Origin of the sequence: Desulfovibrio mangrovi (genome assembly GCF_026230175.1) — a bacterium.
Taxonomy (GTDB): domain Bacteria; phylum Desulfobacterota; class Desulfovibrionia; order Desulfovibrionales; family Desulfovibrionaceae; genus Halodesulfovibrio; species Halodesulfovibrio mangrovi.
Genome location: NZ_CP104208.1, coordinates 530807 through 543763 on the forward strand (window position 1 = coordinate 530807; position 12957 = coordinate 543763).

The window sequence follows — 12957 nt, forward strand, 5'->3', positions numbered from 1 at the left end:
GGTTCCGTTACGACATCGACTGTCCCCGCCTTGCGGCGCAGGGAGTGCAATATGGATATTGATAAGAAAATACAGCATCTTGCCGAACGTCTTTCGTACATCAAGGACATTTTCGGCGATAAGCAGACGGAGAACGTCCGCCTGCTTGAAACCCGTCTGGAAGAGTTTGTGCAGCGTGAACAAGCGCTGCCGACCAAGGAGAAGCACGCGGCCATTGCCACCGTGGAAGATCTGTTCGGCTTTGTGGAAAAAAAGCTGGAAACCGAACTGACCCCCATGGACAAGGTACGCATCGTGCGCCATTCGCAGCGTATCTGCCTGCGCGACATTCTGGAAAACGTGTACGATAACTACACGGAAATTGGCGGCAAGGACGAAAACAGCATCGACCCCAGCATGCTCATCGCCCGCGCCTACATCACCCGTCGCAGCGGCAAGAAGACTTATCATCAGCCCGTCATGGTCATCGGCCAGGAAAAGGGCCACGGCGAGGAATTCCGCAACGGCGGTTCCGTTAAGCCGTGGGGTAACGCCAAGGCGCTTCACTACATGAAGGTTGCTGAGACTGAAAACATCCCCGTGCATACCTTCGTGTTCACCCCCGGTTCCTATCCCATTGAAGACGCTCCGGGCGCAGCCCAGCAGATTGCCAAGAACCTGTACGAAATGTCGGGCCTGCGCGTACCCATCGTTTCCATCTTTTCCGAAGGTGGTTCCGGCGGTGCGGAAGCCATCGGCCTTGCCGACATGCGCCTCATGCTGTCTCACGGCTACTACTCGGTTATCTCTCCCGAAGGTGCCGCGGCCATTGAAGGCCGTTTGCGCTCCGGTGAACGTGCCGGTTCCGAGCTTATTGAGAAGTGCGCCACCCAGTTGAAGATGACCGCGGCAGACAACGTGCGCATGGGCTACATTGACCATGCCATTGACGAACCTGCGCTGGGTGCCCGTCCTTACCACTATGATTTCTTCCGCCGTTTGCGCCAGGAAGTCATCCGCGCCACCGACGAAGTGGTGCTGAGCGTGAAAGGATTCACTCCCTTCCGCGCCATGGCCCTGCGTCGCCGTCGTGGCAAGACCATAGAAGATCTCGATCTCGAGAACATCTATGTGCGCTGGAGCCTTTCCTCCGCGGCCCGTACCCGTCTGGTGCAGAAGCGCCACAAGAAGTTCCTGCGCCTGTCCCGTCAGGCCTTCCTTGACCGCCGTCCCTTCGTGCGTCGCTGTTCGGCGTGGTGGTGGGACAAGGGCTGGGACATCTACTCTTACTTCAAGTACGACCTGTGGCGTAAGCATCAGAAGCAGCTCATCTATGCTGTGGAAGAAGTGGACGCCGAAGCCCGCGTACTCATGGAAAAGGTGCTTCGTCCTTGGCGCAAGCTGACCAGCTCTCTGCCCAGCGTGCCTACCAAGGATAATTCCAAGGAACGCGATCTGACCATGCTTTCCCAGTGGGATCAGGAAGATGAAGCCCGTAACGGCCAGTGGAGCTATGTTTCCGGTCGTGCCAAGGAAGATAAGGCAATTACCTGCCCCAACTCCGGAAGCCATGGCTGCCTTGACCTGTGGGCACCTGACCTGTTCGGTGAATTCGCGGGTGTATGTAACTACTGCGGTCACCACTTCCCCATGGAATATCAGTGGTACCTGCACAATATCTTCGATCCGGGTTCGATTTTCGAATTCAACTCCGAAGTGGAAGCAGCCAACCCGCTGGGCTTTGAGGGCCTTGACGTGAAGCTGGAGCAGGCCAAGAAGAAGACCGGCCTCAAGTCCGGCTGCATGACCTTTGAAGCACGCATCGACAACGTCAAGGTTGTTGTGGCCATGCTGGTCGCCCCGTTCCGTGGCGGCTCCGTTGGCGCTGCGGAAGGTGAGAAGTTCATTCAGGCTGCAGAGCGCGCCAAGAAGAAGCGTTTCCCCTTCCTTGCCTACGTGCACGGCACTGCCGGTATCCGTATTCAGGAAGGCGTGAACGGCGTTATCCAGATGCCGCGCTGCACCATGGCCGTCCGTCGCTATATCGACGCCGGGGGCTTGTACCTCGTGCTGTACGACACCAACTCCTATGCCGGTCCGTTGGCCAGCTTCCTCGGCTGTTCCCCTTACCAGTTCTCCATCCGCTCGGCGAACATCGGCTTTGCCGGTCCCGGCGTTATCAAGGAGACCACGGGTATGGACATTCCTCCGGACTACCACCGTGCACACCGTGCGCTGTCCCGTGGCCATATTCAGGGCATCTGGGACCGTCGTGATGCGCGCAGCAACCTGCGTCAGGCGCTGCTCACCATGGGTGGGCGCAACCTCTACTACAGGTAAGGGAGCAAGCCATGCTGGATATTACCAAACTGCTTGAAGAGATTAAGGCTTCTCCCTACGAGGAGCTTGTGATTACCGCCCCCCACACCGGGGTGGTGAGCTTTGCCGGAGTGGAAGAGGGCACCCGTGTCGTGGGAGCCACCGGTCTGTGGAAGGAGGTTCCCGGTACCCGCCTCGCAACCATCGAGCGCGAGCATAACCAGAAGTTCATCCTTGCCCATGAAAAGGGTGTCATTTCCAAGGTGCACAAGGAACTTGAAGGCACCTTCGTGGAAGCCGGTACCCCGCTGGTACATCTTCGCCACTTCCTTTCCAAGGATGAGGTGATGAGCATCATCCTGAAGAAGGCCCTGTACCTTTTCAACGCACCTGAGCGCGCCAAATACTACTTCGCGCCCGATGCGGACAAAAAGATCAAGGCGTCCGGTCCCAAGGCCGTTACCGTGCATGACGGACAGGAACTGTTCATCATGTCGCGCATGAAGCGCGAAGCCTCTCTCTGCTATTCCGGTCCCGAAGGCGTTATCTATGCTGTGTACTTCCAGCATAACGAAAACGTGGATGCAGGCGCGCCGCTCATCGGCGTGTGCCCGCCCGATCAGGTCGGCCTGATCGAGGACGTAGTCATCCGCGTGCAGACGGAATGGGTTGAGCAGGATTAGCGGAGGTCGCGATGGGCAAGGTTTTGCAGGTTCGGGTGTGGGCAACCACCTATGATGAGGACGACGTGCTGCGGGAATGGCCCCGCCTGCACCGTCTTGCATGGCCCGAAGAAGATTCCGTGTATGTGGCGAAGCAGGGGGTTCTTGAACTGATTGATACCCTTGTGGACGCCCACCGTTTTGCAGACTGGTCCGCCGAAGTGAAGGACGTGACGGCAGAAGGGCTGCAGCGCCTCGACAAGCTCAGACAGGAGCTTGACGCCGCGCTGGCCGACTGGGATCCGGCACGAGCCAACAAGCTGACGGATCAGATGGAAGACGTGCTGACGGGTATTGAAAAAGTCCTGCCCAAAGCGTAATCTGCTCAATCCGTGTTGCCCGCAGAGGGGGCACGGTTTGAACAATTGAATTGCAAGGAGCCATTCTCATGCTGAATAAAGTGATGATCATCGGGCGTCTTGGCGCTGATCCGGAGTTGCGCTACGCGGGCAACGGCACGCCCATCGCCAGCTTCAACGTGGCGACGGACGAATCCTATACCGACCGCGAGGGCAACCGTGTGGACAGGGCCGAATGGCACCGTGTGGTTGTCTTTCAGCGTCAGGCCGAAAACTGCGCCAACTTCCTCGCCAAGGGCAGCCTCGTGTATATTGAAGGCAGCCTGCAGACCCGCCAGTGGCAGGATCAGCAGGGCCAGAACCGGTACACTACGGAAATCAAGGCGCAGCGCGTGCAGTTCCTTGACCGCCGTGGCGAAGGTGCCCAGCAGGGCGCTTCTGCCGGAGGCGGAGAACGTCGTTCCTTCGCCAATCAGGGCGGCGGCCAAAGTGGCCAAGGTGGCCAGGGCGGTCGTGGTGGTTACGGCGGCGGTCGTCCCCAGCAGGGCGGCTATGACAACGGCCCCAACTACGACGACGATCTCGGTCCCGCATTCCCGTCTGAAGCCAGCGGCATGGATGACGTGCCGTTCTAGGGCTGCAGGTCGATAGATAGCTGAGCCCCGCTGCGGAGATGACATCGCGGCGGGGCTTTTCTTTGATATGTCGGTGGGGATTGGCGCGTATGTCAGGCCGGGGTGGTAGCCAGTTCCTAAGACATTCTAAGCGCCTGTACAAAGAGCCATGACTGTGAAAGGAAAGGCGACGCCGATAAGTTGTCTATCTGGAATCTTGTTAGTGGTATCAATTAGTACTACGTTGAGTGACGGATCAGACTTGATTTCTACCCCGTTTTGCAGATAATACGCAGTTCGACCTTGTCGATCATGTGGCGTAACGGCAAGGACCATAATGTGCGTAAGGAGCGTTTTGTGACCAAGGGTAATGCTATATCGGATCGCTATAAGCGTGAATTTGTAGAGGTCATGTGCCCCAAGTGCAGGCGGACCCAGATTATTGCTGTTCCTGAAGAGTCCATGCCGCGATGCGAGGATTGCAAAAGGGAAATGATCATCAAGGAAGTCCTCACTGAAGGGAAGTACTAGGGAGTTGGATGCTTCGGCATCCGTGACAATCAACGGGATTTGGAGGAAACGAATGAAATTTCTTAAGGCTCTGTTTCTGGCCCTGCTCATAGCCATGATCGCACTGCCTGCAGCCGCTGCAGACATCGAACTGGCCAAGAAGTCCACCATCAGCGAAATCCTGAAGCGCGGTGAACTGCGTGTAGGTTTCGACGCTGGCTATCCGCCCTTTGAAATGACCGACAAGAACGGCAAGTACATCGGTTTTGACGTTGACCTCGGCAAGGAACTTGCCAAGGCCATGGGCGTGAAGTTCGTTCCCGTGAACACCGATTTCGACGGCATGATTCCTTCCCTGCTCGCCGACAAGTTCGACGTGATCATCTCCGGTATGACCCTGAGCCAGGAACGCAACCTGAAGATCGGCTTCACCGATCCCTACATCATCATGGGGCAGACCGTGCTGGTGAACGCCAAGCACAAGGGCAAGATCACCTCTTACAAGCAGCTGAACGACCCCAATTTCATCGTTATTTCCCGTATGGGCACCACCGGTGAAGAAGCCACCAAGCGCTTCCTTCCCAAGGCGACCTACAAGTCTTTCGAAAAGGAAGTTGACTGCGCCATTGAAGTTATCAACGGTCGCGCAGACGCTTTCGTATACGATCTGCCCGTGAACGAAGTGTTCCAGAAGCAGCAGGGCAAGGACAAGACCTTCCTGCTCAACGAGCCCTTCACCTTTGAGCCCATGGCCATCGGCATCAAGCAGGGCGATCCTGATTTCATGAATTTCCTGAACAACTTCCTCCGTCAGCTCAAGAACGACGGCCGCTACGAGCGTATGTACGACAAGTGGCTGCGTTCCGACGAATGGCAGTCTCAGGTTAAGTAAAGGTATTCCAGCGCATTGGGGGCCGGATGGAACGCCATCCGGCCCTATGCGCGTTTTTGTAATCCTGTTTTCGGCTCGGGCCGCGTTGCGGGTCAGTGTGGACGCGGTCCGGGCCGAAGCCGGGAATGGCCCAGTGCGAGGGGCCATAACCAGTTTTAGATAGCGTAAGTAGGGGACCATTACATGAGTCGATACGTTGGATTGGACCGCCCCAAGGGACCGGGCTACTATCTCTTCTGGAAGTCCGCGTTTCTGGTTTTGCTGCTTGGTTTCATGTACTTTGTGTACATGGCATCCAGCGCGGTGGAATATGTCTGGCGCTGGGAGCGCGTGCCGCAGTATTTCTGGCTCAAGGAGGACGTGGACGTCCGGGCCGAATCGCAGGGAGAGCTTCTCTCCATTGTGCGTGATGCGAGCGCTGTTACCCTGACCATAAAGACGGATAGCGGCGAGGTGCTTCGCAAGCTGCCCGCCATAGCTGAAATGCATCTTAGCGAGGGTGATTACGTGTACATGGGCGATTCCATCGCCTCGTACCATCAGTCAAAGCCCGGCGTGCTGCTTGAAGGCCTGTGGATTACCCTCAAGGTCAGTTTCATTGCCATCATTTTTGGTATCGTCCTCGGCGTGATGACGGGCCTGTGCCGTATTTCGAACAATCCGGCGCTACGATGGTCTGCCATTGCCTACATTGAGCTTATCCGCGGTTCCCCTCTGCTTGTGCAGATTTTTCTGTGGTACTTCGTGGCAGGAACGCTCATCAACGGCATGCTGCAGAGCATCGGTCTCGGCGCCATGCCGCCCTTGTGGTACGGCGTGCTGGCCCTGGCCATCTTTACCGGTGCATATGTGGCAGAAATCGTGCGTGCGGGGATCCAGTCCGTGCATCGCGGCCAGATGGAAGCCGCCCGTTCGCTCGGCCTCAACTACAATCAGGCCATGCGCAGGATCATTCTGCCGCAGGCCTTCCGCCGTATCCTGCCGCCTCTTGCCGGTCAGTTCATCAGCCTTGTGAAGGACTCTTCGCTGCTCGGTGTTATTGCCGTGCGCGAACTTACCAAGGCTACGCGCGAGGTGGTCAGCTCTTCCCTGCAGCCTTTCGAACTCTGGATTCTCTGTGCCGTGCTGTATCTGGTGCTGACTTTTGCCCTCTCGCTTCTGATTCAGCAGCTTGAAAGGAGAGCCCTGCGATGATCAATGCCGTTAATGTAAACAAATACTTCTACACTCCCGACAAGCTGCATGCCCTGCGCGATGTTTCGCTGCAGATTGCTCCCGGTGAGGTGGTGGTTGTGATCGGACCTTCCGGTTCCGGCAAGTCCACCTTCCTGCGGTGTCTGAACAGGCTGGAATTCGCCGATGCCGGCGAGATATATGTGGATGGCGAGAACATTCTTGATCCCAAGTGCGATATCAACAAGATTCGTGCGGAAGTGGGCATGGTGTTCCAGTCCTTCAACCTGTTCCCTCATATGACCGTGCTTGAGAACGTTGTGATGGCGCAGATGACTGTGCGCAAGCGTTCGCGCAAGGAAGCGGAAGCCAAGGGGATGGAGTTGCTCGGCAAGGTCGGTATCGCTGAGAAGCATAGCGTGTATCCGGATCAGCTTTCCGGTGGGCAGCAGCAGCGCGTGGCCATTGCGCGTTCTCTTGCCATGAATCCCAAGGTAATGTTGTTTGACGAACCTACCTCTGCACTTGATCCTGAAATGGTCGGCGAAGTGCTTGACGTTATGCAGAACCTTGCCCGTGAAGGCATGACCATGGCCGTGGTTACCCACGAAATGGGCTTTGCCCGTGAAGTGGCGGACCGGGTTGTTTTCATGGATGCAGGGCAGGTGCTCGAAGTGGGCACGCCTGAGCATTTCTTCACCAACCCTCAGCATGAACGTACCAAGCTTTTCCTGAGCCAGATTCTCTGATCGGGGAGCGTTTGCGTGTTATATTGCCCCCTTGCAGCGTTCGCTGCGAGGGGGCTTTTTTGTTGTGCCGGTGCAACGCCTCCATGCACTGTGAGGACCTATTATTTTGTAACAATATACTTGGGAATTTTCTTGCCTGTGCTTATACATAGAGTAGGGAAGGTTGCATGGGAGCAGCCTTTGCGTATCTGTTTCAGGATCAAGGAGGTATGCCATGTTACCGACTGTAAAGAAGGTGTTGTACGCAACTGACCTGTCTCCTGCCGCCACGCATGCTCTTGGGTTTGCTTTGAGCGTTGCGCAAAAGTATGGCGCAGAGCTTACCGTGCTGCATGTCATTCCTGAATTGCCTCAGGAATACGGACTTGCATCCGGTTTTGACTTCACCCCCGATTTCGATAAGGAAATGTGGGAATCTTTCAAGAAGGGTAGAGAGACTGGCGCACGAACAGAACTGGAAAAGGTGGTTCGCGAAGCATGTGTGAAGTTCGGTGCAACTCCTGTCGGGCCCGAGCATCTTGTTGTCCGTCATGGTAGAGCTGTCGAGGTGATTGTAGACGAAGCGCGACGTGCTGATCTGGTAGTGATGGGTACTCAGGGTCATGGACGCATCGGCGGTCTGCTTATGGGTAGTGTAGCGCAGGGTGTTCTTGCCAAGTGTGAAACTCCTGTTATGGTGGTACGCGTCGGTTCATAGCTTTTGATTCGCCTGTTCCGTAGAGAGTGCCATTCGCAGCGTAGCTGCATCATGCGCACGCGGAAATGAGAATCATGTGTGCAATCGAATGACGCAGATATCGGAAGTGGAATGTGAAAAGCGGCTGTCGTCGGTAAGACGGCAGCCGCTTCTGTGTGCGTCGGGGCGGCTGTAATCAGCCGATAAGAGCAGCCACTGCCGTGGCCACACGTTCGCCGTCCATGGCGGCGGAGATGATGCCTCCGGCGTACCCTGCGCCTTCGCCACAGGGGAAGAGACGTCCGGCCGTTGGATGCTCCAGCGTGTCCTTGTCGCGCGGGATGCGCACTGGTGAACTGGTACGGGATTCCACGGCAAGCACCTTGGCTTCGTTTGAATCGTATCCTTTGTACTTCTTGCCGAAGAGAGGCAGGGATGTGCGTAGACGGCGGGCCACCCCTGCAGGCAGCAGTTCATGCAGCGGGGCGGCATAGATGCCGGGAATATAGGACGACTTGGGCAGGCTTGCGGAAACGCGGCCCATGATGAAGTCGCCCACCATCTGTGCCGGTGCCTTCTGCGAGACGCCGTCACCGGCAGCAAACATGGCCTTTTCCACGGAGGCCTGAAATTCCAGAGCGGCAAGCGGGTTCTCCGTAGCGCCGATGTCTTCCAGCCTGATTTCCACCACCAGACCCGCATTGGCAAAGGGGGCGTTGCGGGCGGCCAGGCTCATGCCGTTCAGCACCAGTTCGCCGGGAGCAGTGGAGGCGGGTACAACGAATCCACCCGGACACATGCAGAAGGAGAACACGCCGCGTTCGTCAACCTGCTGGGTGATGCGGTAGCTGGCAGCGGGCAGATTGGGGTGGCGTGGCGACTGGTGATAGAAGATGCCGTCTATCAGCTCCTGAGGGTGCTCAATGCGGACGCCCAGCGCAAACGGTTTGGCCTCTATGAGAATGTTACGTGCGTGGAGCATGTGGAACACGTCCCGCGCAGAATGGCCTGTGGCGAGAATCACGGCATCCGCTTCAACTGTGGAACCGTCTGCGAGAACGGCGCCGGTCACCTGACCGTCCTTCATGACAAGGTCGGCCACATGGGCGTTGAAATGGATTTCGCCGCCGGCACCCTCAATGGCTTCGCGGATACGTCGCACAATGCGCGGCAGCATGTTGGATCCCAGATGCGGGTGCGCATCGATACGGATGTCCGGCGTGGCCCCATGCTCAATGAGCAGATCCAGAATGCGCCCCACGTTGCCGCGCTTGGTGGCGCGGGTGTAGAGCTTGCCGTCGGAATAGGTGCCTGCGCCGCCCTCGCCGAAGCAGTAGTTCGAGTGGGGGTTGACCGTGCCATCCGTGTACAGCGGCTTGAGATCCTTGCGGCGGGCGTTTACGTCCTTGCCCCGTTCCAGAACAATGGGCTGTATGCCGTGTTCAAGCAGGGTCAGGGCGGCCACATAGCCTGCGGGACCTGCACCGGCAATGACGACCCTGCGTCCCTTGAGCGGAACAGGGCGGAAGAAGGGACCTTCCGTTGCGGGCTCGTCCTGCGGGGCAATGACCACCTGCAGCACGAACTGCGGGCGGCGGGAACGGGCGTCGATGGACCGGCGGGTGACGCGGGTATACAGATTCGGGTCGTCGTGCAGTCCCGCCTTGTTCAGGGCGGCTTTGCGGATGGCGTTGGGCTTGTGAATGCGGTCGGGATCTATTTTAATTTCCACGGTAACAGGCTTCATGGATATCTCTCTGTAAATGCTGTTCTGGCAGGAGCGGGCATTACGGTCTGCCCGTGCGCGGCCTACTATACTCCCTGCCTGTGTGTCACGTCAAAATAAAGCCCTGCAAGGCAAAGGGATACGGGCATGCGTAGTTACCCGCCCTGTTGCCGGTGTGTGCTGCAGTAAAGTGTGTGAACAGTCACGCTAATGTGCGCGTATTGTGACAGAGCAGGGTGGGCGGGCATGTATCTTCCCTTCATGTTTCATGATCTCATGAATGATAACAACAGGAAAGGTAAGGTACATGATCAATCTTGAACGTAGAGAATTGTTGAAGTTGGGCGCGGTTGCGGGGGCACTCGCCCTTGTCGGAACCAAACCGCTTGCTGCAGGTGCTGCATCGTCGAGAATAACCCTTGAAGCACTGCGGGAAATGAGCCCTGTGCAGATGGCAGAGGCTTCCGGCCCTGCCATGGCCTCATGGGAAAGCGTGCGCAGTCAGGCTGCGGAAATCCGTAACCCTGCACTTCGTCGTCAGGTGGCTGCAATTCTTGAGAATCCTTCGCCCACCCTCATGAAGCACATCGGCGCTCCGGAAAAGAAGGCCATTCACAAGGAACTGGTTGCCGAGAAACTCATCGAGGGCGTGAGCGAGCAGGTCTTTCTGCCGCCGGTCAAGGATGCCTCCAAGGCCAGCCAGCCGTTTTACGCGGCTCCCGGAAGCGGTTACCAGAGCCATCATGCCTACCCCGGAGGACTGGCCACGCATACGGACCTGAACGTCCGCGTTTCCAAGGCGCTGGCCGACGGTTACCTTGATGTTTACGGTTACGGATTGGATCGTGACGTGGTCATTGCATCCCAGTTGCTGCATGACCTGCACAAACCGTGGGTCTTTCAGTGGCAGGTTAACGGCGAATCGCGCTCGGAAATGAAGCTGGCCGGTACCGGCGAGCACCATCCTCTCGGTGTTGCCGAGTCCATTGCCAGAGGGCTTCCTGCTGATGTCATTGTTGCGCAGGCCTGTGCGCATAACCATCCCCGCACGCCGGAAGATGAGGCGCAGGTGGTGGGTTGGCTGAAGGCGGCCGCCATTCTCAACGGCATAGACCCCGTGCAGTACGGCCTGCTCGAAAAGGGCGGCAAGACTCTGCCTCTGCCCAGACGGCAGGAAGGGTTTGTCTGCCATCTCGGCGACCATGACTGGGTGCTTACCGTTCCGGCTGCACAGTGGATCATTCCTGTCGTACAGACCATTGCTCAGCGCGATTACGGCATCAAGGCTGATGATGCGGCCATGTTTAACAGGTTCCGCAACTATGTGTTCTCTCAGATTTCGATCATGTCTCTTTACGAGACCTACGCTGCCAAGGGAGAAGCAGAGCTGACCCGCGTGGTGCACAGCTTGGTGCAGCGGGCTTAGACAGTCCCGGCATGTAAAAAAGAAGGCCCGCTTGCTGTAGCGGGCCTTTTGGCGTGGTGCGGGTGGAGTATCGGATAATAGCCGCAACTGGATGCAGTGTGCGCATGGAGCGGGTTCCCCAGCCCGTCATGCAAAGCCGTGGCGTCGAACCACCATTGCGATGGGCGGCTGGGCAGCCGGGTAGGTCATTGTGCTCAGCGAATGGTTGCCAGAATGGCCATGGCGTCTTGAGGCAGCGGGATGATGCCGCGCGGGAAGTGCTCGATCTGGTCTCCGGCCATGACGTGGGCGGCCCATTTGCGAACGGAGACGTGAAACAGCCCCGGGTTGTTCTGCACGATGAACGCCTTGGCCGCTGCATCGTCCGCCACGGCCTGACCGGTGAAGCTGCCCCCGTGTTTGCAGTAGGTGAACAGGGGCTGTTCCACACGCTCGAAGCGGAAGTTCTTTACAGCCGCCTGTGCCCAGAAGTCCCAGTCTTCGTATTTGGTATTGCTGCGGAATCCCTGGCTCTGTTCCCACACCCTGCGGCGGAAGACCGCCGGAGATGTGACCACGTTCTGCCACGACAGCAACAGCGGGGTAGCGCAGGGGAGGAGGATTGTCTGCGGCTGCGCGCCTTCCTCGCTTTCGAAGACTACCTGCTGGGCCGTGTAGACCAGATCGATTTCCGGCCTGCTGAGCAGTACGGAGCAGCAGGCCTGCAGGAATTCTGGGGCTATGAGGTCGTCTGCATCAATCGTGAACAGGAGTGCGCCCTTTGCTCTTGCAAGCCCCTTGTTGCGCACAGGGGCGGGGTGTCCCTTGCCTCCGGCCTGCAGCAGGACGAATCGGCCGCAATCCAGATCCTTGCCCAGTTCCTCCGCAATGGTCATCGAATCATCCGAACTGCCGTCGTCCACCAGAATGATCTCCGTATTGCCCAGAGGACGGCTCTGGTGCCGCAACGCGTCAAACAGGCGGGGCAGATAGGCCCCGTAGTTATGATTGGTTATGACGATACTGAGTTCCGGTGACAGGTTGTTCATGTCGGATGATCTTGCCTTGGATTGTTACTGGAAAAGCCGGATGGCCCTCAAAGCAGTATCCCATATCCCCACACGACTGCAAAGTGCTTTCGGAACGTTGTGAAGGTGCGGGTAGTTGATGCGACAGTAAAGCGGGGATTACCGGTTATTAATTCTGTGCAGACGTGATATGGTTACCGGTATGGATGTATACATTTTTGCTGGTTGCGATTACCCTGTATTTCGTGAGTTAAGCCAATGTCCCTGAACTTTCGCAAGGAGCCTGCCTGATGCCCTATTTTCTTTCTCCTTGGCTTCTCTGGTTTCTGGCCGGTGTTGTCATCATGCTGGCGGAACTGGCTGTGCCGGGATTCGTCATCATCTTTTTCGGTGTCGGCTGCTGGGCAGCCGCCCTTGCAGCGATGTTGTTTCCTGATGCTTTCACGGCCCAGATTGCCGTGTTTATGGTGGTATCGCTGGTGTCGCTTTTGTGTCTTCGTAAAGCGGCTGTACGGATTTTTGTGGGGCGCAGTGAAGATGCCCCGGAAGAGGATACCGGCAATGTACCGTTAGGCGCACGCGTCATGGTGGAGCAGGACATTCTTCCCGGCAGGGAAGGGCGAGTGCGTTTTCGCGGTACGCTCTGGTCGGCCATTGCGGAGGAGCCCATTGTTGCCGGAACCGAAGCGGAGATCGTGGGGGTGGATAAGGCCAACCGTTCCTGCCTGCGGCTCAAATCTGTTTCTTCCAATTAACCCCGGCCTGCCGGGAAGATTGAATGTGTTTCTTCCCGCAGGTTGCATGTGCTCCGAGGTTTCTGTCCATAATGAACAGAAGGGGCGGTGTGTCCCGGTTCAATAATAAC

General features: G+C 57.3%; 13 protein-coding genes. 11 read left to right on the forward strand and 2 right to left on the reverse strand.

The window, feature by feature from the left end; genetic code table 11:
• Positions 1-51 precede the first annotated feature (51 nt).
• The 9 genes from N1030_RS02485 to N1030_RS02525 all read left to right on the forward strand — a co-directional run bounded on the left by N1030_RS02485 (position 52) and on the right by N1030_RS02525 (position 7954).
• The gene (locus N1030_RS02485) at positions 52-2319 is read left to right on the forward strand and encodes a carboxyl transferase domain-containing protein (RefSeq protein WP_265827452.1); all 2268 of its coding nucleotides are present in this window, start codon (positions 52-54) and stop codon (positions 2317-2319) included.
• Between the two features lie 11 nt (positions 2320-2330).
• A complete protein-coding gene (locus N1030_RS02490) occupies positions 2331-2981 on the forward strand; it encodes a biotin/lipoyl attachment domain-containing protein (protein ID WP_265827453.1) in 651 nt (216 codons plus the stop codon).
• 11 nt (positions 2982-2992) lie between these two features.
• Positions 2993-3340, forward strand: a complete 348-nt coding sequence (locus tag N1030_RS02495) for a hypothetical protein (protein WP_265827454.1) — start codon at positions 2993-2995, stop codon at positions 3338-3340.
• A 68-nt stretch (positions 3341-3408) separates the two neighbouring features.
• A complete protein-coding gene (locus N1030_RS02500; RefSeq protein WP_265827455.1) occupies positions 3409-3954 on the forward strand; it encodes a single-stranded DNA-binding protein in 546 nt (181 codons plus the stop codon).
• 282 nt (positions 3955-4236) lie between these two features.
• Complete coding sequence (locus N1030_RS02505) at positions 4237-4464, forward strand: hypothetical protein (RefSeq protein WP_265829126.1); 228 nt, start codon at positions 4237-4239, stop codon at positions 4462-4464.
• Between the two features lie 52 nt (positions 4465-4516).
• A complete protein-coding gene (locus N1030_RS02510) occupies positions 4517-5335 on the forward strand; it encodes a transporter substrate-binding domain-containing protein (RefSeq protein ID WP_265827456.1) in 819 nt (272 codons plus the stop codon).
• A gap of 183 nt (positions 5336-5518) precedes the next feature.
• The gene (locus N1030_RS02515; protein WP_265827457.1) at positions 5519-6529 is read left to right on the forward strand and encodes an amino acid ABC transporter permease; all 1011 of its coding nucleotides are present in this window, start codon (positions 5519-5521) and stop codon (positions 6527-6529) included.
• Positions 6526-7257 (forward strand): amino acid ABC transporter ATP-binding protein, encoded by a 732-nt coding sequence (locus tag N1030_RS02520; RefSeq protein ID WP_265827458.1) that lies wholly within the window; start codon positions 6526-6528, stop codon positions 7255-7257. Before N1030_RS02515 ends, N1030_RS02520 begins: the two co-directional genes overlap by 4 nt.
• Positions 7258-7471: 214 nt before the next feature.
• Positions 7472-7954, forward strand: a complete 483-nt coding sequence (locus N1030_RS02525) for a universal stress protein (protein WP_265827459.1) — start codon at positions 7472-7474, stop codon at positions 7952-7954.
• Positions 7955-8129: 175 nt separating this feature from the next.
• On the opposite strand, the gene N1030_RS02530 is transcribed toward N1030_RS02525, so the two are convergent.
• Positions 8130-9680, reverse strand: coding sequence for an NAD(P)/FAD-dependent oxidoreductase (locus tag N1030_RS02530; protein ID WP_265827461.1), 1551 nt, complete (start codon positions 9678-9680; stop codon positions 8130-8132).
• 286 nt (positions 9681-9966) lie between these two features.
• Here N1030_RS02530 and N1030_RS02535 point away from each other — a divergent pair, with 286 nt between their 5' ends.
• Entirely contained in the window at positions 9967-11085 is a 1119-nt protein-coding gene (locus N1030_RS02535; RefSeq protein WP_265827462.1) for a metal-dependent phosphohydrolase, read from the forward strand.
• 194 nt (positions 11086-11279) lie between these two features.
• Here N1030_RS02535 and N1030_RS02540 read toward each other — a convergent pair whose 3' ends face one another.
• Positions 11280-12113 (reverse strand): glycosyltransferase family 2 protein, encoded by an 834-nt coding sequence (locus tag N1030_RS02540; RefSeq protein WP_265827463.1) that lies wholly within the window; start codon positions 12111-12113, stop codon positions 11280-11282.
• Between the two features lie 269 nt (positions 12114-12382).
• Here N1030_RS02540 and N1030_RS02545 point away from each other — a divergent pair, with 269 nt between their 5' ends.
• Positions 12383-12847: an NfeD family protein gene (locus tag N1030_RS02545; protein WP_265827464.1), complete on the forward strand. Its 465-nt coding sequence runs from the start codon at positions 12383-12385 to the stop codon at positions 12845-12847.
• Positions 12848-12957: the final 110 nt, after the last annotated feature.